The organism is Rhizobium sp. R634 (assembly GCF_002211305.1).
Lineage (GTDB): Bacteria > Pseudomonadota > Alphaproteobacteria > Rhizobiales > Rhizobiaceae > Rhizobium.
Window position 1 is genome coordinate 420787 of record NZ_LOKW01000024.1, and the last position, 23796, is coordinate 444582.

Sequence of the window (23796 nt, forward strand, 5' to 3'; positions counted from 1 at the left end):
GGGATGAGCGGGCTTACTCGCTGATGCGCTCGACGACGGCGCCGCAGCGGGTCAGCTTCTCCTCGAGCCGCTCGAAACCGCGGTCGAGGTGGTAGACACGGGAGACCGTGGTTTCGCCCTCGGCGGCAAGGCCGGCGATGACGAGCGAGACGGAGGCGCGCAGATCCGTCGCCATGACGGGTGCGCCGCGCAGGCGCTGGACACCCTCGATCTTCGCCGTCTGGCCGGAGAGCGTGATCCTGGCGCCGAGGCGGGCAAGCTCCTGCACATGCATGAAGCGGTTTTCGAAGATGGTCTCGGTGACATGCGAGATGCCGGAGGAGCGGGTCATCAGCGCCATGAACTGCGCCTGCAGATCGGTCGGGAAGCCCGGGAACGGATCGGTGACGATATCGACCGGCTTGATGCCGGCGCCGTTGCGCCTGACGCGCATGCCGTTGTTGGTCGCGGAGATGTCGGCGCCGGCGCGGCGCAGGGTTTCCAGCGCGGTGTCGAGCAGCGCCACATCGGTATTTTCAAGCACGACGTCGCCGCCGGCCATGGCGACAGCCATGGCGTAGGTGCCGGTCTCGATGCGATCCGGCAGGACGCGGTGACGGGCGCCGGAGAGCGAGGTGACGCCCTCGATGGTGATGGTCGCCGTGCCGGCGCCGGAGATCTTGGCGCCCATGGCATTCAGGCAGTTAGCGAGGTCAACGACTTCGGGTTCGCGGGCGGCATTGCCGATAACGGTCGTGCCGCGGGCCAGCGTTGCCGCCATCATCATCACGTGAGTGGCGCCGACCGAGACCTTCGGGAAGGTGTAGCGCGCGCCGATCAGGCCGCCGTCCGGCGCCTTGGCGTTGATGTAACCGGCATCGATCTCCATGGTCGCGCCGAGCGCCGTCAGGCCTTCGATGAAGAGATCGACGGGGCGCGTGCCAATGGCGCAGCCGCCCGGCAGCGAGACGCGGCAATGGCCTTCACGCGCCAAGAGCGGGCCGATGACCCAGAAAGAGGCGCGCATCTTCGAGACCAGCTCGTAGGAAGCGGTGGTATCGACGATGGTGCGGCAGGTGAAATGGATCGTGCGGGCGTAGGAATCTTCCTGGCGCTCGCGCCGGCCGTTGACGGCGACATCGACGCCGTGATTGCCGAGGATGCGCATCAGGAGCTCGACATCGGCCAGATGCGGCACGTTTTCCAGCGTCAGCGTATCGCTGGTCAGAAGCGAGGCGATCATCAGCGGCAGTGCGGCATTCTTGGCGCCGGAAATCGGGATGATGCCATTCAGCTCATTACCGCCGACAATTCTGATACGATCCATGTGCGCTTACTTCCTGAAAGTTCTGCCGTGAAAGGAGGAGTGGTGTTTAAGGGATTTATCAAGCCGCTTCAATTCGCGACGGACGGAACATTACGATTCGTCCATTTTTGCGGCGGGCAGGCCATTTGTCTCGTCGGCCTGCCCGGAACGGCGGGCACGAACCTGCTGTTTGCGTCTCGAAAGATTTTCCCTGAGCTTTTCGGCGGCGCGCTCGCGGCGCAGTTTCGCCTGTGCCTCGATCGCCTGTTTGCGGCTCTGCTGGCCGGTTTCGGTCTTTTCGTTCATGTCAGCAGAATTAACCGAATTCGCGCCGATCCAAAAGTCCCTCGCATCGCAATCCACGCGAAGTTGGATTTTGCGGCTTGCGCTTGTCGTCAAGCTGTGGCAATAGCCGCCCCGTTCCCGCAATTGAGCCGCCCGGCTCGCACGGGTCCTGGTCCTGCTGCCGTAGCTCAGTGGTAGAGCACACCCTTGGTAAGGGTGAGGTCGGTGGTTCAATCCCACTCGGCAGCACCAGTTTTCTCTCGGATTTCCAACATTATTTCTTGCGGACCCGGCTGGCCCCTCATCCGGCTGCCGCCACCGACCGGGGTCGAGCCACGGGTCTCGACCCGTCCTTCGGACCCCCGTGAACGGGGAGAAGGGAACAAGTTGCAACCTTTCCGCTCCTCGCAGGCTTCGCATAGGCCACGTCCCCTCGCCCCGTTTACGGGGAGAGGGTTAGGGTGAGGGGCACCCATCGGACAGCGTTACAGGGCAGTCGGGAATTTCGGTTACCTCGAGATAATAGGGTACGAACGGCGAAAACTGCCACAGCTCGAACACTTCGCCGGTTACCGGCTCCTCACCTGGAGTTGATGTGTGGGGCCATGCAGTCGTCCCATCGAACATGCCTTCGATATACCACCGCTCAAAGTTCTCCGACCAAGCGTAGGCAGCAAGATCTATCACCGTGCCTTCACCGTACCGGCGCAGGGTAGCCCGCAGATATTCCCGCTGCATTCTTGGAACGATCTCGGTAGAAATGCGCGTCAAGAACGCCTCTTGTGGGGACGCCTCTGCGCCGTGACCGAGGCCCGGCATGGCCAGAGCCGAGCAGAGAAAAGCAGCCTGGATCCATATTCGATCGAAACCCATGTCGAGCCCTCAGCTTTCCCGTGCATGGTAGCGGTGGCAGCGCGCCGGTGCCATACAACTTATGTGCGACCCGCGAAAAATTCCTTTTGGCATGCAAACGCCGACGCCCCCCTGCGCAGGCTGACATTTCGCCTCATCGGCAACGAACGATTCACCATTGTTGAGCGCAAAAATCTCGCTAGAATGCCTATCATGGCGGCGTCTCGCCTGAGGATAGGGAGGCGCAGCACACTGGTTCTGTCGAAAATCGCGGAGGAGCGTCGATGGCAACTGAAAAATGGAACGACCCGGTCAAGGTTGGTTTCGAAGACACTGACCTCAGAACCGTCAACGGGCCGTTCGATGCGCTGAAATGTCTGGCGGATCTCTGGCCGAGCGCGCGCGGATTGCATTATATCAAGGCCCGCAGCACCTGCCGGGCAGCGCTCGACGGGCGCAAAAGCGTGGAAGAGGCAAGAGCCGAATTCCTGGCGGCGGCCGAAGAGGCGAAGCTGAAGCTGCATTAGCGGTTTAGCAGGATTTCCGGCTCTCGCTGAATAAAAGCGTGCCGGAACGATACATTGTTTAATTTTCACTTAACCCTGCATCGATGAGGTGCCGGGTTTTGGGTCAAAAGGCGTTGCACCTGACGCGGATGCTTCGATAGAAAACACCCAGCCATCATGATGATGGTGAGAGGCTCGTCACCGGAAACGCAGGCGAGCCTCGTCCGAGCAGGCCTCTATTTCAGCAGGCTGTGCCGCCCTCACTCTCCACCTCGACATAACCGACACCGATGATCGTGCCATCCGCGGCGCGGATGAAGGACGGCAGATAGTGCGGTTCCATCTGATCGCAGGCAGGCGTTCCGGTATGTTCGTTGAGGGCGATCTGATCCTTCGGCAGAGCCGAATAGTCCCCGCCGGTCGTTTCCAGGGCGGCATAGGCGGAGCCGGCAAAGACGCCGCAACCTGTTATCAGGCTCGCTGCCCAGAGGCGAAGAATGAGCTGCATGGTGGTCTCCAGCATTTAGATCCGGCATGACAACCCCCAGGGCGCCGCTTTGGTTCCCTTGCCAATGCGGGGACATAAGCGCGATGACCTCACGGATCGCGGGTTACACCCTTGGCGGAAACTACGGCGGTTTCCATATCTCACTGCAGTCAAAGAGGAATGACGACAATGAAAGCGCTTCTGTCCGCCTTGTTAACCGCGGGGTTGCTGGCCGGCTGCTCTTCGGCCGACAGCCCGGCGCTGGAACCCATTCCCGGCAGCATCACCTATGGCGGCCAGCCGCGCACGAAGCTCACCAAATCGCCGGTCGGCAGCGCCGTCTATAATCAGTTCTACAACGAGAGCGGCCAGCGCGTGGAGGAGACCTATATTCTCCAGCCGGATCGCAGCCTCAAACTGGTGCGGCGGGAGGTCGGACCGGATTCCCCCGACTGAAACTCGCTCCAGACACAGCGGCGCTTGACAGAGGCTGAAATCGCGAACATTCAAGGAACATCTAATCTTTCCCGGTGATTCTGCGGGAGCCCGACCGGACGGCTGGATGTACCTCGAAAAGCTCAATCCCCAGCAGCGCATGGCCGTCGAGCACGGCACGCTCACCGACGGCAGCCATATTGCCGGGCCGCTGCTGGTCATTGCCGGCGCCGGTTCCGGCAAGACGAACACGCTGGCGCACCGGGTCGCCCATCTCATCGTCAAGGGCGCCGATCCCCGCCGCATCCTGCTGATGACCTTTTCGCGCCGGGCCGCAGCCGAGATGGCGCGGCGGGTCGAGCGCATCTGCCGCGATGTGCTGGGGCCGAATGCCGGCGTCATGGCCGACGCGCTTCATTGGTCGGGCACCTTCCACGGCATCGGCGCGCGGCTGCTGCGCGACTATGCGCAGCAGATCGGCCTCGATCCCGATTTCACCATCCATGACCGCGAGGACAGTGCCGACCTGATGAACCTCATCCGGCACGATCTCGGCTTCTCCAAGACGGAAAGCCGTTTTCCCGCCAAAGGCACCTGCCTTGCCATCTATTCCAGGGCGGTGAATTCGGAGACGGCGCTCGACCTCGTGCTGCGTGACGCCTTTCCCTGGTGCGCGGCCTGGGAGAAGCAGCTGCGTGAGCTTTTCGCCTGTTATGTCGAGGCCAAGCAGAGCCAGAACGTGCTCGATTACGACGACCTCCTGCTCTACTGGGCGCAGATGGTGGGCGAGAGCGTGATCGCCGAGGATATCGGCAGCCGCTTCGACCATGTGCTCGTCGACGAATACCAGGATACGAACAGGCTGCAGGCCTCGATCCTGATGGCGCTGAAGCCCCAAGGCCAGGGGCTGACCGTCGTCGGCGACGATGCGCAATCGATCTATTCCTTTCGCGCGGCGACCGTGCGCAACATCCTCGATTTTCCCGCATCCTTCAGCCCGGCCGCCAATATCGTCACGCTCGACCGCAATTACCGCTCGACGCAGCCGATCCTGGCGACGGCCAACGCCGTCATCGATCTCGCCTCGGAGCGCTTCACCAAGAACCTCTGGACCGAGCGGCAATCGGCCGAGCGGCCGCGCCTCGTCAATGTGCGCGATGAGGCCGAGCAGGCGCGCTATGTCGCCGACAAGGTTCTCGACAATCGCGAGGAAGGCCTGAAGCTCAAGCAGCAGGCCGTGCTTTTCCGCGCCTCGCATCACAGCGGGCCGCTGGAGGTCGAGCTGACCCGGCGCAACATTCCCTTCGTCAAGTTCGGCGGGCTGAAATTTCTCGACAGCGCGCATGTGAAGGACATGCTGGCCGCCCTTCGCTTCGCGCAGAACCCGCGCGACCGGGTGGCCGGTTTCCGGCTGATGCAGATCCTGCCGGGCGTCGGGCCGTCGACGGCGCAGAAGGCGCTCGACCTGATGGCCGAGGATGCGAGCCCGCTATCGGCGCTCGCCGCCATGCCGGCGCCGCCGCGCTCCGGCGAGGATTGGACGGCATTCGTTTCCATGCTGCAGGAGATGAAATCCGGCAAAGCCGGCTGGCCAGCCGAAATCGGGCTGGCGCGGCAATGGTACGCGCCGCATCTGGAACGGCTGCATGAGGATGCTTCGACGCGGCAGGCCGATCTCTTGCAGCTCGAGCAGATCGCCGGCGGTTATGCCTCGCGTGAGCGCTTCCTCACCGAGCTTACTCTCGATCCGCCGGATGCCACCAGCGATCAAGCCGGTGTGCCGCTTCTCGATGAGGACTATCTGATCCTTTCCACAATTCATTCGGCCAAGGGCCAGGAATGGACCAGGGTCTTCATACTGAACGTCGTCGACGGCTGCATTCCGAACGATCTCGCCGTTGGCACCACCGCCGAAATCGAGGAAGAACGCCGGCTGCTCTATGTGGCGATGACGCGCGCCCGGGACGGGCTCGACCTCGTCGTGCCGCAGCGCTTCTTCACCTATGGGCAGAACGCCCAGGGCGACCGGCACGTCTATGCCTCGCGCAGCCGCTTCATTCCGGCAACGCTGCTGCAGTTCTTCGAGGCCTGCAGCTGGCCCCAGGTGAAATCGGAATCCGCCGCTCAGGCGCAAGCGCGGCAGGTGCGCATCGATGTCGGCGCCCGCATGCGCGGCATGTGGCGATAATGCGTGTCGCCCGGAAGTGTGCAGCGGTTCAGGGACAACGACATGCATAAAAACAAAGAGCTAAAGCGCGCCGCATAGAACCGATCCATGCGACGCGCTTTTGTTCGGTCTTGAGCTGGCGCTCAATAATCCCAGAATACCGGCACCCAACGGAAGGCTTCGCCTTCGACCGCCACCCGGCCGGCGGACGGGAAAGGGAGGTGGGTCGCCACCAGCTGTTCGCCGGTCGCCGCCAGCTCCCGCAAAAGTTCGAGGCGAACACGAGCCGCCTCCTCGGGATCGTGTTCGAAACCGTTGTACCAGTCAGGATGCTCGAACCCGACCGCGAACACGGCATCGCCGGCGAATGTCAGCCGGTCGCCGCCCGATGCCAAGCGAACGACGCTATGGCCGGGGGTGTGGCCGCCGGTGCGGCGGACGACCACGCCCGGCGCCACTTCGGACTGCTCGTCGAACAGCTTGAGATGGCTGCCGTATTCGCCGAGGAACCGCTTTGCCGTCGCCCGAAGCGCATCCGGAAAGCCGGGCGGCATGGAGACGTGGCTGAAATCGGGCGCCTCCCAGAACTTGGCCTCGGCCGCCGCCACGTGGATTCTGAGGTCGGGACGCAGCCGGTCTTTCACCCCATCGACCAGCAGACCGCCGATGTGATCCATGTGCAGATGGGTCAGCACCACGTCGGTCACCGATGCCAGATCGATGCCGGCACCCTCCAACCGCTTGATCAGCTGTCCGGCGCGCGGCAAATTCAGGTCCGGATCCAGCCCCAGCCCGGCGTCGATGAGGATGGTCTGAGTGCCGCTGCGCACGAGGACCACGTTCAGCGCCCAGTCGAAAGCGTCGCGCGGCAGGAACATATCGTCCAGCCAAACGGCCCGGTCAGCCGCGTCGGCGTTGTGCCCCAGCATCGCGGTCGGGAGCGGCAGCACGCCGTCGCTGATGATCAGCACGTCAATTTCGCCGATCCGCACCGCGTAACGCGACGGAACCAATTCTTCCTGCTTCGGCCTGCCAGTCTCCTGCTGACCAGTCATACGGGGTCTTGCTTCTGCCTGCGACATGGTGCGCTCCTGTTTTGCGTGATCGAGAGGTGCCGGTTAGGGCTCACGTCGCGGACACTATGTCGGGGCGTGCTGACGGTCGATCAGGTCAAGGGAGAGGCAGAGCTAGGCCTTAGGATAGGCCAGCCTATAGCTTCAGCGGGCCACCGCGAAGGTTTGGTGGTGAAGAGACTGGCGTGAAGAAGCAACGGCACTCGCCTGCCGAACGGTGCCTGCACTCAGTATTCAGAGGGTGCGGCGTCAAAGCGAAAGCGGCGGCTCGGCCGGTTTCAGGAAGCGGTCGAGGATTGCCGGCTCCACGGCCTCGGCTGACGCCGGCGACCATTTCGGATTGCGGTCCTTGTCGATGACGGCGGCGCGGATGCCTTCGAAGAAATCCGGATTGTGCAACATCTGCAGGCAGGCGCCGAGTTCGCGGCCGAGGCATTCGGCAAGCGAGGCGCTGCGGCGGCCGGCTCTCAGCAGATGCAAAGCGAGCTTCAGGCTGGTCGGCGAACGTGTCAGCAGCACCCGCCGCGTTTCGGCGGCGAAGTCTCCCTCCTCCCGGGCGAGTGCCGTCAGAATCTCCTCGACGCTGTCGAAACCGAATGCACGGTCAATCACTGCCGCGTTCTGCCGCAGCCGGCTCTCACCCGGAGGCTCAGCGAAGGCCTGCAAGGCGGCATCGACATCGATCGACGAACTGCCGCGCGGCAGGGCGGACAGCGCATCGATCACCTCGCCAAGCCGCGACGAAGCGATCTGAAGATCGGCAAGGCCGGCATGGATCGCGTCGGCCGCGCCGATATCGAGCCCGGTCAGGCCGAGCCATGTGCCGGTTTCGCCGGGTGCCTTCGGCAAAAGCCAGGTGGCGCCGATATCGGGGACATAGCCGATGCCGGTTTCCGGCATGGCAAGGCGCGTACGCTCGGTGACGACGCGGTGGCGGCCATGCGAGGACAGGCCAACGCCGCCGCCCATGGTGATGCCGTCCATCAGCGCGACATAGGGTTTCGGGTAGAGGGCGATCTGGTGGTTGAGGCGGAATTCCTCGCGCCAGAAACTTCCGGCGAGGCCATCGCCGGCGCGGGCGCTCTCATGCAGGGCGCGGATATCGCCGCCAGCGCAGAAGCCGCGTTCGCCCTCCCCCGTCACGACGACACTCGCCACCTCGGCATCGCCGGCGAAGCTATCGAGGGCCTCGGCGATCGCCCGGATCATCGGCAGCGTCAGGCTGTTCAGCGCCCGCGGCCGGTTGAGCCGGATGATGCCGGCAGTCCCCCGCCGCTCGATGATGACTTCGCCGTCCTGCATGATCCACCTCCGCTGTTGGAGTCTTTCCTGGTCAGATTGAAGCACTCCGCCTAGGAAAGACTCGAGGACATGAATAGACGACGATGGAGCGTCGCTCCAGTCGATTTGCGAGGGGGAGGACCGGTTCAGGCGGAAAGCGAATTGCGGGCGGAGGCCGCGCCGTCGCATCTGGCGGCATATTCGATGGCGAGTTCCAGCGGCAGCGGCCGCGAGAAATAATAGCCCTGCGCCAGGCGAACGCCGATCGCCTTCAGCCCCTCGGCGATCTCCTCGCTTTCGACGCCTTCGGCGACGGAGGCGATGCCGAGATTCTGGCAGAGATTGGCGACCGAGCGGGTGATGTTCATGCAGCGGGCGTCGCGATCGAAATTCATCACGAAAGCCTTGTCGATCTTCAGCTTGTCGAAGGCGAGACGATGAATATGGCTGAGGCTCGAAAAGCCGGTGCCGAAATCATCGAGCGCGATCCAGATGCCGGCGGCGCGCAGCATCGATATGACCCGGTCGGCGGTGTCGAAATCGGAGAGCAGCGCCGTCTCGGTGATCTCGAATTCGATGCGCTTCGGGTCGATGCCGGAGCGGGTGATCTTGGCAAGCAGTGCCATCGAGGTCTCATGGTCGCAAATATCGCGCGCCGAGAGGTTGAAGGAGAGCCTCAGATGTTTCGGCATGATCGCCAGCGCTTCGAGCGCCTGGGCAAAGAGGATGCGGGTCATGCGGCCGATGACGGCCGTACGCTCGGCGGCCGGAATGAAGGCATCCGGGCTGATGCGGCCGAAGCGGGCGCTGTCCCAGCGGGCGAGCGCCTCGTAGCCGACGACGCGGCCGCTCTTCAAGTCGACGATCGGCTGATAATCGAGCTTCAGTTCCCGGACAAAGTCGCCCGCCTGCAATTCGAGTTCGATCAGGTAACGCTGGCTCAGGATCTTCTCGTGATCGGCCGAGAAGAACTCGACGCCGCTGCTGCGTTTGCTCTTGACCTGGTAGAGGGCGAAATCCGCCTTCTCGTAAAGATCCTCGGCCGTGTAACTGCCGGCATCGGGATAGACGATGCCGCAGGAGCCGAAGACGCGCACCGAGCCGTCGGGGATTTCATAGGGATTGCGGACGGCGGCGCAGAGCGCCTGGCCGAGATCGGCAATCGCCTGCCGTCATCGGGCAGGGAAAGATGATGCCGAATTCGTCGCCGCCGAGGCGGGAGACGATACCCTCTTCGCCGACCAGCGCGGTGAAACGGCGGACCGTCTCCCGGAGCACCAGATCGCCCGCGGCATGGCCGAAGACATCGTTGACGGGTTTGAAGCCGTCGAGGTCGATAATGCCGATGACGGGCGGCGCGGCCGGATTCTCCTGCAGCCGCGTTTCCAGCGAGAGGAAGAAGCTGCGGCGGTTGGCAAGGCCGGTCAGCTGGTCCTGCAGGGCGTTGCGGCTGTTGACGAGGTTGAGCTCCTCGGCTTCCGCCCGCTTCTGCTTCAGCTCCTCGGTCAATTGCACGAGACCGACGAAATTCTGGAAATAGCTGTTGATCACGCGCAGGAAGGGCGGGATCAGGAAGAGGCCGCTGACGGCGGTCGCCACGAAAACCGGATTGCCCGAAAACATGAAAGTCCCGACCATCGCCGAAAAGGTGATGACCGTGGTGATCGCCGCCGCCATCGGCAGATGCATCAAGCAAAAGATGCAGGAAATGCCCGTCACGACGAGGAAATAGGCGATCTGGCCCTGCTGATAGGCATCGCCATATTGGTAAAGCGCGATGGCCCAGCCGCCGAAAGCGGCGGCGAGCACGCAGGCGCCATATATGGTGACCTTCATCAGCCTGTATGCCCGCTCGGCGGTCACGTTTTCCTTGCCCCGGACCTCCCACCAGCAGAGACGGAAGACGCAGACGACGCTTAAGGCCACGGGAATATAGAGCGAGAGCCACAGCGGCGCGGATTTGACATGAGTGATCGCCACCGCGAGGGCGTTTATGATCAGGAGGACGTAGAGAATGGGGATCTGCGACGCCAGGGCCTGGAACTGCGCCATCAGAAAGGTCGGATTGTCTCGTCGCAGCTGCAGCGCCGCCAGAAAGTTCTTCATGTTTTCTTTTCCGTCGGCAGAAGCCAGCCAGAGAAAGCTTGATGTTTCCTTATTCACGTAGCGTCATGCGGGCCCCGCAGGCACGGGGATGGTAAACAGGCTATTGCCGCCGGCGTGCGCTGCTCAGAAGGAAGCAGCGGCGAGTGCGCGGTGGATACTGTGAAGGTCGTCGACGTTCTTGTTCGACAGGAACAGTTCCCAATCGAGCGAACTCTGGACGATGGTTTCCAGCGAATCGTAGCGGGGCTTCCAGTCGAGCACTTGCCTGGCGAGCGAAGCGTCCGCGACGACGCTCGCCGAATCCCCGGCCCGGCGCGGCGCCATGTGGATCTTGAAGGAATGGCCGTGCAGACGCGTGACCATGTTCAGCACGTCGAGGACGGAATAGCCGCTGCCATAGCCGCAATTGGCGACAAGCGGGCCCTTGTTCTTGCGCAGGTGCTGCAGCGCTTTCAGATGCGCATCGGCAAGATCGGTGACGTGGATATAGTCGCGCACGCCGGTGCCGTCATGGGTGGGATAATCGATGCCGTAGACATGGACGCTGTCGCGTTTGCCGAGAGCCGCTTCACAGGCGACCTTGATGAGGTGCGTGGCGCCCGAGGTCGACTGGCCGGTGCGGTGTTGCGGGTCGGCGCCGGCGACGTTGAAATAGCGAAGCGCGACATAGTTGAAATCATAGGCAGCGGCGGCATCGCGCAGCATGAACTCGGTCATCAGCTTCGACTGGCCGTATGGATTTTCCGGATTGAGGGACGCCGTTTCCTTCACCGGCAGATCGCTCTTCTGCTGGCCGTAAACGGCCGCCGTCGAGGAAAAGACGAAATTGCGGATGCCGGCCTTGATCGCGGAGCTCAGAAGTGCGCGGGTCTTGCCGGAATTGTTGTCGTAATAGGAGAGCGGGTCGGCGACCGAGACCGGGACCACGGCGGAGCCGGCAAAATGGATGATCGACTCGATGTCGTTTTCGATGAAGATCTTCTTCAATATGTCGGGGTCGGCGATGTCGCCGAGATAAAAACGCGCCGCCGGCGCCACCGCCCAGCGGAAGCCGGTGGAAAGGCGGTCGAGCACGACCACGTCCTCGCCCGCGTCGATGAGCGCCCAAACCATGTGACTGCCGATATATCCGGCCCCGCCCGTCACCAAAACCGCCATGTCCCGCATCCCTGCTTTCGTTTTATAGGCAGGGGCATCAGGCGCCGGTTTTTCTTTCCAATCTTCTTATCGGAGCGCCGTTTGGCAGGCTTTGAACCGGTATGTTTGGAGTCGTGGTTAGAGGCCGATTTCAGGCTTTGCTAGAGTTTTATCGATCCGGCGATTCCGGCACAAAATTGGCCGGACCACCGATACTTCAGAGTTTGGCGATATAGGTGCAGAGGCGCTCGGCCGCGACCGCCACCTGGGCGGGATCACGCAGGAAACAGGCACGCAGGAAGAGTTCGCCGCCGCGGCCGAATGCGGCCCCGGGAGCAAGGCCGACGCCCGTCTTGTCGACGATGTCGATTGCGGCCTTGCGGCTATCGGTGACGCCGTCGATCTTCAGGAAGGCATAGAGCGCGCCGTCCGGCTTCAGCGTCTCGACGCGGTTGGTGGCGACAAGTGCATCGCAGAGAATATCGCGGGAACGGGCCGCCTTGGCGATGTTGGCGCGCACGAAATCATCGCCTTGATCGAGGGCGGCGACAGCACCCTTCTGCATGAACTGCGCCACACCCGACGTCGAATACTGGATAAGGTTTTCGAGCACCTGCCCCATCTCGGGCGGTGCGACGATCCAGCCGACGCGCCAGCCGGTCATCGACCAGTTCTTCGAGAAGGAATTGACGAAGATGATCTTGTCGTCCGGCTCCATCACGTCGAGGAAGGAGGGTGCGCGGCCGCCGGCAAAATAATAAAGGGCGTAGATTTCATCCGCCATGATCCAGAGGTCATGTTTGCGGGCAAGCGCCAGAATCTGGCCGAGATCCTCCCTTGTCGCCGTCCAGCCCGTCGGGTTCGACGGCGTGTTGATGAAGATGCCCCTCGTCTTTTGCGTGATCGCGGCTTCGATGCGATTGAGATCGATCGCCCATTTGCCGTTTTGGAACTGCAGCTCGACGCCCACGGAGCGCGCCCCCGCTATTTCGAGGGCAGCGGCAATGTTCGGCCAGGCGGGGGTGAGGTAGACGAATTCGTCACCCGGCGAGGTCAGCGACTGCACGGCGAGCTGGATCGCCTGCATGCCGGAGCCGGTGACATAGAAATGCTCGACCGGCAGCCGGACGGAAAAGTGCCTGTGGTAATAATCCGAGAGCGCCTGACGGAGCTCCGGAATGCCGCGCTGCCAGGTGTAGAAGGTCTCGCCGGCGGCAAGCGCCTCCATCGCCGCCTTGCTGATGAAATCGGGCGTCGGCAGATCGCCCTCCCCCACCCAGAGCGGCAGCAGGCCTTCGCGGCCGCGGGCATAGTTGACGACTTCGACGATCCCGCTTTCGGGCGCCGCAGTGGCGCGCGGGCTAAGGCTGCTTAAGATCGACATGCATATCTCCGGTTTTTGTCTTCATAAGAGATTTGCGCCGCCAAATCCCATGATATCCAGTGATGGCACATCGATTTTCGTGATGAATGAGCCCGGCCGGAACGGACAGGCTCCAGCCCGGATCAAGCCGTCGGCCGCTTGGCGAGAAGATCGCGGATTTCCGTGAGGAGCTGAACGTCTGCGGGCGGCGGGGGCAGCTCTTCCGGTGCGGCCTTTTCCTGGCGCTCGACCTGGGCGCGCAGGATGTTCACAGCCTTGACCATCAGGAAGATGATCCAGGCAAGAATCAGGAAATTGATGAGAACGGTGAAGAAGCTGCCATAGGCAAAGACCGCTCCCTGCGCGCGGGCCGCGGCAAGTGTCGGCGCGTTGACGGCCGAGGAGAGCGGCAGGAAGTAATTCGAAAAATCGAAGCCGCCGAAAATGGCGCCAACGATCGGCATAATGAGGTCGTCGACCAGAGATTTGACGATGCCGCCGAAGGCGCCGCCGATGATGACGCCGACCGCAAGATCCATGACATTGCCGCGGGCGATAAAGGCCTTGAATTCGTTGAGCATCGGATCCGTCTCCCTTCGATCCAGTTCAGACAGTATGCGAAGGATTTCATTAGCTACATCTTCATTGCAATTAATCAATCGACAATCGCAATTAATTGGCGATGCGCCTCGCCGCCTTTGACTTAAGACCTAGACGGGCAGGAATTTCCAACGCCCCTGAAATGACTTAAGCTGATCGATGTTGCGGGAGGTCCCGGCGGCCTTCCGCCGGCGGAGGGTCAATGCTTCCAGGCTGGGTCATATTTGCGTCTGCCTTCGGCTATCTGCTCCTGCTTTTCGCCGTGGCGAGCTATGGCGACCGCAAGAACCGCGGCCCGGGTGCGCTGGAAGGCGGATGGCCGGTGGTCTATGCGCTGAGCCTGGCGATCTACTGCACCTCCTGGACCTATTTCGGCAGCGTCGGCCTTGCCGCGCAGCGCGGCCTGGAATTTGCCGGCATCTATATCGGCCCCATCCTCGTCTTCACCTTCGGTATGCCGCTGCTTCGCCGCATCATCGAGCTTGCGAAGGCGGAAAAACTCACTTCGGTCGCGGATTTCGTCGCCGCGCGCTATGGCAAGAACCCGACGGTCGCGACGATCGTCGCACTGATCTCGCTGATCGGCACCATTCCCTATATCGCGCTGCAGCTGAAGGCGATCTCGAGCACCGTCAGTGCTATGGTCAACCCGTCCGATTACGGCATCGGCAGCGGCAATCTCTATTTCCTCGACCTGCCGCTCGTCGCGACACTGGTGCTCGCCTGTTTCGCGATCATGTTCGGCACGCGGCATACGGATGCGACGGAGCATCAGGACGGCCTGATCCTCGCCGTCTCGATGGAGTCAGTCGTCAAGCTCGTCGCCTTCCTGACGGCCGGCGTCTGCGTCATCTGGTTTCTTTTCGACGGCCCCGCCGATCTCTGGCGCAAGACCGTCGAAAACGACCTGGTCATGTCGGCGCTCGCTTACCATACGCCGATCAGCCGCTGGATCACGCTGATCATCCTATCGGCCTTCGCGATCATCATGCTGCCGCGGCAGTTCCACGTCACCGTCGTCGAAAACCGCACGCCGAAACAGCTGAAACTCGCGGGCTTCCTCTTCCCCACTTATCTCATCGCCATCAATCTCTTCGTGCTGCCGGTGGCGATCGGCGGGCTCCTGACCTTCGGCGGCACGGGCAACGCCGATTTCTACATGCTGTCGCTGCCATTGGCCGGCCAGATGCCTCTGGTGACGCTGATCACCTTCATCGGCGGCTTCTCCGCCGCGACGGCGATGGTCATCGTCGATTCCGTCGCGCTGTCGATCATGGTGTCGAACGACATCATCATGCCGATCTTCCTGAGGCGCAAACTCGCCGGCCGCGCCAGCCAGCGCGACGATTTCGCCAAGACGCTGCTCAACATCCGCCGCAGCGCCATCTTTGCCGTGCTGCTGTTCGGTTATGCCTATTACCGCTCGACGGACAGCACCGCCGGCCTCGCCTCGATCGGCCTTCTCTCCTTCGCCGCGATCGCGCAGATCGCCCCTGCCCTGTTCATCGGTCTGATCTGGCGGCGGGCGAATGCGCGCGGCGCCATCCTCGGGCTGACGTGCGGCTTCGTGATCTGGATCTACCTGCTGTTCCTACCCTCGCTCGGCGGCCCCGATTATTCGCATGTGGCCAGCGCCGTGCTCGGCTTCATCTTCCCCGGCTCGACGCTGTTTACCGCTCCCGACGCCGATCCGCTGGTCAATGCGACCGTCATGAGCCTGCTCGTCAATACCGCCTTCGTCATCGTCGGATCGCTCACCCGCAACGCCAGGCCGCTGGAGCGGATCCAGGCCGGCATCTTCGTCAAGCGGCATTCGCGCTCGCAATTCGCCACGCGCGGCTGGAAGACGCGCATCAGCGTCGGCGATCTGAAGGCGGCAATCTCGCGCTATCTCGGCGAAGAGCGCATGCAGCGCTCTTTCACGACCTATGAGCAAAGCTCCGGCCGCAAACTGGAAGACGAGCAACCCGCCGACATGGCGCTCATCCATTTCAGCGAACAGCTGCTCGGCAGCGCCATCGGCTCCTCCTCCGCCCGGCTGGTGCTGTCGTTGATCCTGCAGAAGATCGAGGACGCCTCTTCCGACACCGCCTGGCTGCTCGACCAGGCGAGCGAGGCACTGCAATATAACCAGGACATGCTGCAGACCGCCCTTTCGCAGATGGACCAGGGCATCGCGGTTTTCGACAGTTCCAACCGGCTGACCATTTGGAACCGCCGCTTCCGGCAATTGCTGGACCTGCCGGAAAATGCCGGCCAGGTCGGCTTTCCGCTGTCCGATATCGTCAAGACGCTCAGCGAGCGCGGCGATATCGCGCCCGGTGATCTCAGCCAGACGGTGCGGCATTTCCTGACACTCGACAAACCCTTCTCGCTGGTGCTCGGCGGCGGCGAACGGATCATCGAAGTGCGTTCCAACGCCATGCCGGACAAGGGCATCGTCGCGACCTTTACCGACATCACCCAACGCGTGAACGCCGATCAGGCGCTGAAACAGGCGAACGAGACGCTGGAGCAGCGCGTCGCCGAACGCACGGCCGAGCTTACCCGCGTCAACCGGGAACTCGCCGAGGCGCGAGCCGCCGCCGACGAGGCGAACATCGGCAAGACACGCTTCTTCGCCGCCGCCGGCCACGACATCCTGCAGCCGCTCAATGCCGCCAGGCTCTATTCCTCGGCGCTGGTCGAGCGCATGGCGCAATCCGACAACAGCCCGATCGTGCGCAACATCGATTCCGCGCTGGAATCGGTCGAGACCATCCTCGGTGCAGTGCTCGATATTTCGAGGCTCGATACCGGGGCGATGCGGCCGCGGCTCGCCTCTGTCGCCCTCTCCGATCTCTTGAAACGTATCGAGACCGATTTTGCGCCGATCGCCCGCGAGAAGCAGCTCAAGCTGGTGGTCATGCCGACATCGCTGCGCGTCCGCTCCGACCCGAACCTGCTGCGCCGGCTGGTCCAGAATCTCGTTTCCAATGCCATCAAATATACGGTCACCGGCAAGGTGCTGGTCGGGGCGCGGCGGCGCGGCAACCAGGTGATCATCCAGGTGTTCGATTCCGGCATCGGCATTCCGCCGTCGAAGTTCCGCACGGTCTTTAAGGAATTCGCGCGGTTGGATGAAGGCGCGAAGACCGCCTCCGGCCTGGGGCTCGGTCTTTCGATCGTCGACCGCATCGCCCGCGTGCTCAACCATCCAGTCGAGCTGCAGTCGACGCATGGCAAGGGCACGCAATTCCGCATCTCCATGCCGCTCGACGTCTCGCGCCCGGCCGAAGCTGTGGCGGCGATCGCCCCTGCCGACCGGCCGGGACAGCCGCTCAAGGGGCTGAAGATCCTCTGCATCGACAACGAGCCGAAGATCCTCGAAGGCATGCGGCTTCTGATCAGCGGCTGGGGCTGCGAAGTAGGGGCGCTGAGCTCGCTTGCCGAAGCGATGGCGTTCGATCTGCGCGGGCCGCCGCCCGACCTCGTCATTGCCGATTACCATCTCGGCGACGGCACAGGCATGGCCGCGATCCTGCATCTGCGCCAGCAATTCGGCGCCGACATTCCCGCTTTGCTGGTCACGGCCGACCGCACGCTTGAGGTGCGCAGCGAGGCGGAGCGGTACGGTATCGCCGTTCAACACAAGCCGGTGCGGCCGGCGGCGCTGCGCGCCTATATCACCCAGATTTCAGGGCTGAAACGCGCGGCCGCGGAGTAGAGGTCAAGTTCAGCCGGCGGCGCTCATGATGCGCGAGACGAGATCGCGCACACGCGCCGAGTTCGGCACGTCGCCGAACAGGATGCGATACATGATCGGCGCCACGACCTGGTCCATAACGAGATCCACGTCAGGAAAGGCCTCGCCGCGGCCCTTCGCCCTGTCGGCGATGGCGACGATTTGCTGGCGCGTATATTCGCAGCATTTACAGGCATTTTCGCCTGTCTGCGCCGCCAGCACGTCGCGGATCATTTCGCGGCCCGGCCCGGAGGACATTTCCTCCGCATATTGCTCCGCCCAGGCTTCGAGATCGGCCTTGCCGCTGCCCGCATCGATCGGCTGCATATCCGGCCGCAGCCGCTCGACGGCGACATCGGCCAAAAGCTCCTGCAAGTCCCCCCAGCGGCGGTAGATGGTCGACGGCGTCACGCCTGCCTTGCCGGCGATCAGAGGGATCGTCACATCGGCGCGGTTCATTTCGGCCAGGAGTTCGCGAACCGCTTTGTGCACAGACGCCTGAACCCTGGCGCTTCGTCCTCCCGGACGGAGGTTCTCTTTTACTGCCATGCCTTCAACCTGACTTCGCCCCTCGCTCTAAGCCTGCCGCTGCCTTTAAACCACTGCACGCCTGCGGGCGACATCCCTCAGCGCCGATGGTTCAAAAACTTTGACAGAGCCATTAACGCAAAGAATTTGCTTTTGCTCCGCACCCGTTCTACATAGGCTAACGCAACGATTTAGCTTTAAGAGGCTTATACATGTTCGCCGCAGCCAAAGCCACAGAGAATTCGCCACGTCCCTCGATCGGCTTTCACGCGTTGACGCTCGCCACTTTCTTCGGCGCTTCCGCGGCGCCGACGCCGCTCTACCGGATCTATCAGGAGAACTTTGCCGTCTCGCCGGTGCTGATCACCGTCATTTTCGCGGTCTATGCCTTTGCCCTTTTGGCGGCGCTGCTGATCGCCGGTTCGCTCTCGGACCATCTCGGCCGCAAGCCGGTGATCTTCTTTGCCCTGGTGCTCGAAATCGCTGCCATGGGGCTCTTCGTCGTCGCGAGCGGCCCCGGCTGGCTGATCGCGGCGCGGATCGTGCAGGGCGTCGCGACCGGAATTGCCGGAGCGTCGCTCGGAGCAGCGCTCGTTGATGTCGACAGGGCGAAGGGACAGATCGTCAACTCGATCGCGCCCCTTTCCGGCATGGCGGTGGGGGCGGTCGGCACCAGCGCCTTGATCCAATACGGTCCCTTTCCGATGCATCTCATCTATGCGCTGCTGCTCGTGGCCTTCACGCTGCAAGCGGGCGCTATCTGGCTTACCCGCGAGACGGGCGGCACACGGCCGGGCGCGCTCGGCTCGCTGGTACCGCGGGTTTCCGTTCCGCCGCAGGCGAAACGGCCGCTCTCGCTGGTAACGCCGATCAACATCGCCAACTGGACGCTCGCGGGCTTCTATCTTTCGCTGGTCCCCTCGCTGGTCGCCGGCACCACCGGCAGCACCGCGCCCTTGACTGGCGGGGCGGTGGTGACAGCGCTGATGGTGAGCGGAGCGGTCACAGTCTATCTCAGGCGCGGCAAGTCTGTCTCGGCCAACCTTAACTTCGGCGTAACGGCCAAGACGCTCGGCATCCTGACCGTCGTCGCCGGCGTGCATCTTGCCAATGTGCCGCTGCTTCTCGCCGGCACCGTCTTCACCGGCGCCGGCTTCGGCACCAATTTCCTGGGCTCGATCGGCACGATCATGCCGCACGCCAAGGCGGAGGAGCGGGCCGGTCTGCTTGCCGCCTTCTATGTCCAGAGCTACCTCGCCTTCAGTCTGCCGGCGATCCTTGCCGGTTTCCTGGCGCAATCAGCCGGCTACCAGGTGACGACGGATATTTATGCGACGGCAATCCTGCTTCTGATCGGCGCCGGGCTCATCGCCGTGCGCGCCGGCCGGCGGCAGATGGCGGAGAATGCGGCGTGACATCCGAGGCCACGTCACGGCTCGAGATCGAGCAATGCGCGGCCGCTGCCATCCATGGCGAAGGGCACGGAGGCGTGCTGGTGAGCGACGATCCAGTGCCCGTCTTGCTTGACGAGGCCGAAGGTCTGGCGGAACCAGAGATCGACTTCCGTGCCATCGGTCTTGGTCCCGGTCATGCGCAGGAGACCGCTCCAGAAGGCGACATCGCCGCCGACCGTCAATTTGGCATCGCGCACTTCGCCGCCGATCGGGCCTTCCCACGTGTCGAACCACGCCTGCAGGCCCGCCTCGTCCTTGCCGGTGGAGACGAGCGGCGGCGCCAGCGAAAACTCGACGGAATCCTCGGCCTCATAGGAAAGCGCCTCCGCGGCGTTTTTTTTGCCGAGCGCCTTGGCCCGCATCATCAGCATGGCGATGATCGCCTCTTCCTCAATCCTGACCTTCGCTTCGTCTTTCACGCTCGCTCTCCTTTTCCGTTATGGACAGAGGACGAACGGGAGGACGACGATCCGACAAGGGTGCATTCCGCTAGCGCAATTCCGAACGCAAAACCGTTGAAATTACTTCAGAGATAACTCGTCACCGCCGGCTCGTTCCACCAAGCATCGTGCCTGCCGTCGGAATAACGGACGGGCAAGGCCGCCAGTTCCTCCGGGGTGATATCGTCGAGGCAGGCGATGTTGATCGAGACATATGCCCCGCCGATCGCCTCGACATAACCGTCGCCGAAGGCGGGCACGCCGCAGGTGCGGCAGAAGCGGTGATGGCCGCTCATCGTGTTGAACTGGTAGTCTGACATCTCCGCCTCGTCGCACATCAGCCGGAAATCCTCCGGCTTGACGTTGGCGCCCCAATAGCGCCGCTTGGCACAGATCGAACAATTGCAGCGGCCGGTGCCTGCTTCGAGGTCGATATCCACCTCGTAGTGCACTTTGCCGCAGTGGCAGCTTCCCTTGTAGGTCTTCTTCACGGTGATCTCCTCTATCGGCATTGCATCAAGGCCTTCGATATGACAATATGTTGTCATTATGGATGAGATACAAAATAGACAACATGTTGTCAAACAAAATCGACCGGAGCGAACGATGGAAGGGGATGCCTTTTCCGCTTTCGCGATCGCGGCCCTTCGTCTCGCCGGACATCTGACCGCGGCGGGCGACCGGCTGGCAAAGCCCGCGGGACAGACGAGCGCGCGCTGGCAGGTGCTGGCGGCTGCGAGAAGCGGCGACATGTCGGTGGCGCAGATCGCCCGTGCGCTCGGCCTTGCCCGCCAGGGTGTGCAGCGGCTTGCCGACGTGCTGGAGAACGAGGGGCTGATTACCTATACCGACAATCCGCAGCACCAGCGCGCCAAGCTGGTGCTGCTGACGACGGAAGGGGCAGCGCGGCTGGGGATGATCGAGGTGGCGCAGGCCGGATGGGCGGATGGGCTCGGCGCCGCCTTTACATCGGCTGAGCTCGATGCGGCACGGGCCGTGATGGCGCGGGTGATGGGGCTGCTGGAAGCGGATGAGGCGTCGGGCGGCTGAACAATTCGCCTTGAGTGGATGCGACCGAAGCCAAAACAAAAAAAGGCCGGGCTAGCCCGACCTTCCCTGCCATCTCGACGAACCGTGCCAGTACATCCGTGGTCACGATCCGGAGATGATATTCAAAGCCTTCCTGCACAATTCCTTAAAACGGAATCGATTTAAGGACAAAATTATGCAGCAAGTCAAAGTGTTACAGCGTCCTTTGCGCGTCTAAAAGACGCGCGGCGCTATAATGGCTCAGGCCGCCTGGAGGCGGTCTGCCGACATCTTGCCGGACTTGTTGTCGCGGACGAGCTCGTAGGACAGCTTCTGGCCGTCCTTGAGGTCACGCATGCCGGCGCGCTCAACGGCCGAGATGTGGACGAAAACGTCGGCAGCGCCGTCATCCGGCTGAATGAAGCCGAAGCCCTTGGTTGCGTTGAACCACTTAACGGTACCTGTGCTCATGACGATATCCTTTTCGAATCGCTCATAGAAGATTGCAGCCCGGGCAAAGCCCAAGCGGCGATGAAAACCGATTTTGGAGGAAAGTCGCCAGGAACGACGCGAACGCCGTTTCAAAGTTCATCTAGCAAGATCGATGCGAGAACGTTTAATCGGGAATTGTGTTCGCGACAAGGCGTCCGCAAGGGAAAGTGGAATTCGTACTCTTGGGGCGGCAGGATCTTTGCCGTCATGCCGCGGCGCTCCCCTCTGCCCTGCCGGGCAGGCAGGGGGCGACCACGTACAACGGTAAAAGGTAGCCCGCCCTAAAACAGCCCTACGCCGCCGCCCCCATCTTCGCATAGGGATCGAACCGCCCATAAAACGTCTCGCCTTTGGCGGCCATCTCCTTCAGGAGCGGCGTCGGCTTGAAGTGGCTTCCGTAAACCGATGCTAACTTCTCAGCCAACTCGACGAAAGCCTTCACACCCATGCCGTCGATATAGCTCAGCGCCCCGCCGGTATAGGGCGCGAAGCCGAAGCCGAGGATGGAACCGACGTCGGCTTCGCGCGGATCGGTGACGATGCCTTCCTCGACGGTTCGGGCGGCTTCGAGCGCTATGGTGACGAGGAACCGCTGCTTCAGCACGGCGACATCGACCTCGTCCGCCTTCTTCTGCGGATAGAAGTCCTTAAGCTCGGGCCAGAGGGACTTCTTGGCCGGTTTCGGCGGGTAGTCGTAAAAGCCCTTGGAATTCTTCCGGCCGAAGCGGCCCTCCTTTTCCACCATACGGGAGATCAACTCCATATGCCGGGGGTCGATTGCCTTCTCGCCGAGATCGGCGACGGTGGCCTTGAGGATCTTCAGCGACAGGTCGATCGCGACTTCGTCGTTCAGCGCCAGCGGGCCGACCGGCATGCCGGCCATCTTGGCGGCATTCTCGATCATGGCTGGCGGCACGCCTTCGATCAGCATGTCGTAGCTTTCCGACATGTAGCGCAGCACGCAGCGATTGACGAAGAAGCCGCGGGTGTCGTTGACGACGATCGGCGTCTTCTTGATCGCGGCGACGTAATCAAGCGCGACGGCCAGCGCCTTGTCGCCGGTCTCCTTGCCGAGGATGACCTCGGTCAGCATCATCTTTTCGACGGGCGAGAAGAAGTGGATGCCGATGAAATCGGCCGGGCGCTTCGAGTTTTTCGCCAGTCCCGTGATCGGCAAAGTCGAGGTATTGGAGGCGAAGATTGCCCCTTCCGGCAGCACGGCTTCGACAGCCTCGATGACCGCTTTCTTCACCTCGCGATCCTCGAACACCGCCTCGATGACGAGATCGGCATTGGCGAGATCGGCATAGTCGGCCGAAGGCGTGATGCGGGAGAGCAGCGCAACCCCGTCATCCTGCGTAAGGCGTCCCTTACCGACGGAATCCTTGACGAGGCCTTCGCAGACGGCCTTGCCCTTGGCGGCGGCTTCCATGTCGCGGTCGATCAGCGTCACCGGGAGACCGGCAGCGGCCGTGACATAGGCGATCGAGGCGCCCATGAAGCCGGCGCCGACGACGCCGACATGTTTCAGTTCCGTCTTGGGGATGCCGGCCGGGCGGCGGGCGCCCTTGCCGAGCTCCTGCATCGAGATGAACAGCGAACGGATCATCGAGAAGGCTTCGCGGGTCTGCAGCACTTCGGTGAAATACCGCTGCTCGATTTTGAGGCCGGTGTCGAAGGGCAGCTGCAGGCCTTCATAGACACATTTCAGGATAGCCAACGCGGCCGGATAATTGCCCGAGGTTTCGCGGCGCAGGATCGCCGGTGCGGCCGGCCAGAGCTGCGCCGAGGCCGGCGTCCAGATGCCACCGCCCGGCAGCTTGAAACCCTTTTCGTCCCAGGGGGCGACCGGCTTCAGCCCGTCCTTGATCATCTGCTTGGCGGCGGGGATCAGCTGATCCGGCTCGACCACCTGATGCACGAGATTCATCGCCTTGGCGCGGGAGCCGCTGAGCGACTGGCCTGTGGTCATCATCTGCAGCGCATCCTGAGCATTAGCAAGCCGTGGCACGCGCTGAGTGCCGCCGGCGCCGGGGAAGATGCCGACCTTGACCTCGGGCAGCGCGATCTTGACGCTCTTGGCATTGGAGGCGACGCGGCCGTGGCAGGCGAGCGACAGTTCGAAGGCGCCGCCCATGCAGGTGCCGTTGATCGCCGACACCCAGGGCTTGCCCGAGGTTTCGAGCTTGCGGAACAGGCCGGACATGCGGCCGACAAGACCGAAAAGCGTCTGAACGGCCGTTTCCGGGCTCTTGGCCTTCTCCTCTTGGTAAGAACCGAACATCGACTTGATCATCGAAAGATCGGCGCCGCCAGAGAAGGAGGATTTGCCCGAGGTGAAGACGACGCCTTTGACGCCGGCGTCAGCCGTGGTGGCGTCGATGATGGCGTTCAGCTCTTCCATCACCTCGGCGGTGAAAACATTCATCGATTTGCCGGGCATGTCCCAGGTAACGAGAGCGATGCCGTCGGCGTCGGTTTCGAGCGTGAAATTGGTGTAGGTGCTCATCTTGGGAATTCCTCTCCCTGAATTCTCTTGCGGTGAAGCTCCT

At 62.6% G+C, this 23796-nt stretch carries 20 protein-coding genes, 1 tRNA gene and 1 pseudogene; 7 read left to right on the forward strand and 15 right to left on the reverse strand.

What is annotated here, in order from left to right; genetic code table 11:
- Window positions 1-13: 13 nt before the first annotated feature.
- Window positions 14-1306, reverse strand: a complete 1293-nt coding sequence (murA, locus tag ATY77_RS22530) for a UDP-N-acetylglucosamine 1-carboxyvinyltransferase (protein WP_088688905.1) — start codon at window positions 1304-1306, stop codon at window positions 14-16.
- 90 nt (window positions 1307-1396) lie between these two features.
- Window positions 1397-1591, reverse strand: a complete 195-nt coding sequence (locus ATY77_RS22535) for a hypothetical protein (protein WP_088676777.1) — start codon at window positions 1589-1591, stop codon at window positions 1397-1399.
- Between the two features lie 156 nt (window positions 1592-1747).
- On the opposite strand from ATY77_RS22535, the gene ATY77_RS22540 reads away from it, so the two are divergent.
- A tRNA-Thr gene (locus ATY77_RS22540) sits at window positions 1748-1822 on the forward strand.
- A gap of 204 nt (window positions 1823-2026) precedes the next feature.
- Here the strand turns inward: ATY77_RS22540 and ATY77_RS22545 are convergent.
- Window positions 2027-2443 (reverse strand): hypothetical protein, encoded by a 417-nt coding sequence (locus tag ATY77_RS22545; protein ID WP_190237680.1) that lies wholly within the window; start codon window positions 2441-2443, stop codon window positions 2027-2029.
- 263 nt (window positions 2444-2706) lie between these two features.
- On the opposite strand from ATY77_RS22545, the gene ATY77_RS22550 reads away from it, so the two are divergent.
- Window positions 2707-2949, forward strand: coding sequence for a DUF982 domain-containing protein (locus tag ATY77_RS22550; RefSeq protein WP_088676775.1), 243 nt, complete (start codon window positions 2707-2709; stop codon window positions 2947-2949).
- A gap of 220 nt (window positions 2950-3169) precedes the next feature.
- Here ATY77_RS22550 and ATY77_RS22555 read toward each other — a convergent pair whose 3' ends face one another.
- Window positions 3170-3436 carry a hypothetical protein gene (locus tag ATY77_RS22555; protein WP_088688906.1) on the reverse strand — a complete coding sequence of 89 codons (267 nt, stop codon included), beginning with the start codon at window positions 3434-3436 and terminating at the stop codon, window positions 3170-3172.
- Between the two features lie 159 nt (window positions 3437-3595).
- On the opposite strand from ATY77_RS22555, the gene ATY77_RS22560 reads away from it, so the two are divergent.
- Window positions 3596-3871, forward strand: coding sequence for a hypothetical protein (locus ATY77_RS22560; RefSeq protein WP_088688907.1), 276 nt, complete (start codon window positions 3596-3598; stop codon window positions 3869-3871).
- A gap of 106 nt (window positions 3872-3977) precedes the next feature.
- Window positions 3978-6038, forward strand: a complete 2061-nt coding sequence (locus ATY77_RS22565; protein WP_088688908.1) for an ATP-dependent helicase — start codon at window positions 3978-3980, stop codon at window positions 6036-6038.
- 122 nt (window positions 6039-6160) lie between these two features.
- On the opposite strand, the gene ATY77_RS22570 is transcribed toward ATY77_RS22565, so the two are convergent.
- The 6 genes and pseudogenes from ATY77_RS22570 to mscL all read right to left on the reverse strand — a co-directional run bounded on the left by ATY77_RS22570 (window position 6161) and on the right by mscL (window position 13558).
- Complete coding sequence (locus tag ATY77_RS22570; RefSeq protein ID WP_088688909.1) at window positions 6161-7099, reverse strand: MBL fold metallo-hydrolase; 939 nt, start codon at window positions 7097-7099, stop codon at window positions 6161-6163.
- A gap of 240 nt (window positions 7100-7339) precedes the next feature.
- Window positions 7340-8392, reverse strand: a complete 1053-nt coding sequence (locus tag ATY77_RS22575) for an enoyl-CoA hydratase/isomerase family protein (protein ID WP_088688910.1) — start codon at window positions 8390-8392, stop codon at window positions 7340-7342.
- 125 nt (window positions 8393-8517) lie between these two features.
- Window positions 8518-10477, reverse strand: a pseudogene (locus ATY77_RS22580) (EAL domain-containing protein).
- A gap of 123 nt (window positions 10478-10600) precedes the next feature.
- On the reverse strand, window positions 10601-11635 hold the full coding sequence (galE, locus tag ATY77_RS22585; protein WP_088676980.1) for a UDP-glucose 4-epimerase GalE: 1035 nt from the start codon (window positions 11633-11635) through the stop codon (window positions 10601-10603).
- Window positions 11636-11831: 196 nt separating this feature from the next.
- Window positions 11832-12998, reverse strand: a complete 1167-nt coding sequence (locus ATY77_RS22590) for a pyridoxal phosphate-dependent aminotransferase (RefSeq protein WP_088688911.1) — start codon at window positions 12996-12998, stop codon at window positions 11832-11834.
- A 122-nt stretch (window positions 12999-13120) separates the two neighbouring features.
- The gene (gene mscL / locus ATY77_RS22595; RefSeq protein ID WP_088676768.1) at window positions 13121-13558 is read right to left on the reverse strand and encodes a large conductance mechanosensitive channel protein MscL; all 438 of its coding nucleotides are present in this window, start codon (window positions 13556-13558) and stop codon (window positions 13121-13123) included.
- A 221-nt stretch (window positions 13559-13779) separates the two neighbouring features.
- On the opposite strand from mscL, the gene ATY77_RS22600 reads away from it, so the two are divergent.
- Window positions 13780-17283, forward strand: coding sequence for a PAS domain-containing hybrid sensor histidine kinase/response regulator (locus ATY77_RS22600; RefSeq protein WP_088688912.1), 3504 nt, complete (start codon window positions 13780-13782; stop codon window positions 17281-17283).
- A 9-nt stretch (window positions 17284-17292) separates the two neighbouring features.
- On the opposite strand, the gene ATY77_RS22605 is transcribed toward ATY77_RS22600, so the two are convergent.
- The gene (locus tag ATY77_RS22605; RefSeq protein ID WP_088676766.1) at window positions 17293-17850 is read right to left on the reverse strand and encodes a TetR/AcrR family transcriptional regulator; all 558 of its coding nucleotides are present in this window, start codon (window positions 17848-17850) and stop codon (window positions 17293-17295) included.
- Window positions 17851-18041: 191 nt separating this feature from the next.
- On the opposite strand from ATY77_RS22605, the gene ATY77_RS22610 reads away from it, so the two are divergent.
- Window positions 18042-19244 (forward strand): MFS transporter, encoded by a 1203-nt coding sequence (locus ATY77_RS22610; RefSeq protein WP_088688913.1) that lies wholly within the window; start codon window positions 18042-18044, stop codon window positions 19242-19244.
- A gap of 14 nt (window positions 19245-19258) precedes the next feature.
- On the opposite strand, the gene ATY77_RS22615 is transcribed toward ATY77_RS22610, so the two are convergent.
- Entirely contained in the window at window positions 19259-19702 is a 444-nt protein-coding gene (locus tag ATY77_RS22615; RefSeq protein ID WP_088688914.1) for a nuclear transport factor 2 family protein, read from the reverse strand.
- 107 nt (window positions 19703-19809) lie between these two features.
- The gene (locus tag ATY77_RS22620) at window positions 19810-20214 is read right to left on the reverse strand and encodes a GFA family protein (RefSeq protein ID WP_088688988.1); all 405 of its coding nucleotides are present in this window, start codon (window positions 20212-20214) and stop codon (window positions 19810-19812) included.
- A 115-nt stretch (window positions 20215-20329) separates the two neighbouring features.
- On the opposite strand from ATY77_RS22620, the gene ATY77_RS22625 reads away from it, so the two are divergent.
- Window positions 20330-20773 carry a MarR family transcriptional regulator gene (locus tag ATY77_RS22625; RefSeq protein ID WP_088688915.1) on the forward strand — a complete coding sequence of 148 codons (444 nt, stop codon included), beginning with the start codon at window positions 20330-20332 and terminating at the stop codon, window positions 20771-20773.
- Between the two features lie 240 nt (window positions 20774-21013).
- Here the strand turns inward: ATY77_RS22625 and ATY77_RS22630 are convergent, their stop codons facing one another.
- The gene (locus tag ATY77_RS22630; RefSeq protein ID WP_003545273.1) at window positions 21014-21223 is read right to left on the reverse strand and encodes a cold-shock protein; all 210 of its coding nucleotides are present in this window, start codon (window positions 21221-21223) and stop codon (window positions 21014-21016) included.
- 313 nt (window positions 21224-21536) lie between these two features.
- A complete protein-coding gene (locus ATY77_RS22635; RefSeq protein WP_088688916.1) occupies window positions 21537-23753 on the reverse strand; it encodes a 3-hydroxyacyl-CoA dehydrogenase NAD-binding domain-containing protein in 2217 nt (738 codons plus the stop codon).
- Window positions 23754-23796: the final 43 nt, after the last annotated feature.

What these genes read in the sequence shown, in the direction of transcription:
- murA (WP_088688905.1), bottom strand. Translation starts at nt 1,306, where the DNA reads ATGGATCGTATCAGAATTGTCGGCGGTAATGAGCTGAATGGCATCATC.
- ATY77_RS22535 (WP_088676777.1), bottom strand. Translation starts at nt 1,591, where the DNA reads ATGAACGAAAAGACCGAAACCGGCCAGCAGAGCCGCAAACAGGCGATC.
- ATY77_RS22545 (WP_190237680.1), bottom strand. Translation starts at nt 2,443, where the DNA reads ATGGGTTTCGATCGAATATGGATCCAGGCTGCTTTTCTCTGCTCGGCT.
- ATY77_RS22550 (WP_088676775.1), top strand. Translation starts at nt 2,707, where the DNA reads ATGGCAACTGAAAAATGGAACGACCCGGTCAAGGTTGGTTTCGAAGAC.
- ATY77_RS22555 (WP_088688906.1), bottom strand. Translation starts at nt 3,436, where the DNA reads ATGCAGCTCATTCTTCGCCTCTGGGCAGCGAGCCTGATAACAGGTTGC.
- ATY77_RS22560 (WP_088688907.1), top strand. Translation starts at nt 3,596, where the DNA reads ATGACGACAATGAAAGCGCTTCTGTCCGCCTTGTTAACCGCGGGGTTG.
- ATY77_RS22565 (WP_088688908.1), top strand. Translation starts at nt 3,978, where the DNA reads ATGTACCTCGAAAAGCTCAATCCCCAGCAGCGCATGGCCGTCGAGCAC.
- ATY77_RS22570 (WP_088688909.1), bottom strand. Translation starts at nt 7,099, where the DNA reads ATGTCGCAGGCAGAAGCAAGACCCCGTATGACTGGTCAGCAGGAGACT.
- ATY77_RS22575 (WP_088688910.1), bottom strand. Translation starts at nt 8,392, where the DNA reads ATGCAGGACGGCGAAGTCATCATCGAGCGGCGGGGGACTGCCGGCATC.
- galE (WP_088676980.1), bottom strand. Translation starts at nt 11,635, where the DNA reads ATGGCGGTTTTGGTGACGGGCGGGGCCGGATATATCGGCAGTCACATG.
- ATY77_RS22590 (WP_088688911.1), bottom strand. Translation starts at nt 12,998, where the DNA reads ATGTCGATCTTAAGCAGCCTTAGCCCGCGCGCCACTGCGGCGCCCGAA.
- mscL (WP_088676768.1), bottom strand. Translation starts at nt 13,558, where the DNA reads ATGCTCAACGAATTCAAGGCCTTTATCGCCCGCGGCAATGTCATGGAT.
- ATY77_RS22600 (WP_088688912.1), top strand. Translation starts at nt 13,780, where the DNA reads ATGCTTCCAGGCTGGGTCATATTTGCGTCTGCCTTCGGCTATCTGCTC.
- ATY77_RS22605 (WP_088676766.1), bottom strand. Translation starts at nt 17,850, where the DNA reads ATGGCAGTAAAAGAGAACCTCCGTCCGGGAGGACGAAGCGCCAGGGTT.
- ATY77_RS22610 (WP_088688913.1), top strand. Translation starts at nt 18,042, where the DNA reads ATGTTCGCCGCAGCCAAAGCCACAGAGAATTCGCCACGTCCCTCGATC.
- ATY77_RS22625 (WP_088688915.1), top strand. Translation starts at nt 20,330, where the DNA reads ATGGAAGGGGATGCCTTTTCCGCTTTCGCGATCGCGGCCCTTCGTCTC.
- ATY77_RS22630 (WP_003545273.1), bottom strand. Translation starts at nt 21,223, where the DNA reads ATGAGCACAGGTACCGTTAAGTGGTTCAACGCAACCAAGGGCTTCGGC.
- ATY77_RS22635 (WP_088688916.1), bottom strand. Translation starts at nt 23,753, where the DNA reads ATGAGCACCTACACCAATTTCACGCTCGAAACCGACGCCGACGGCATC.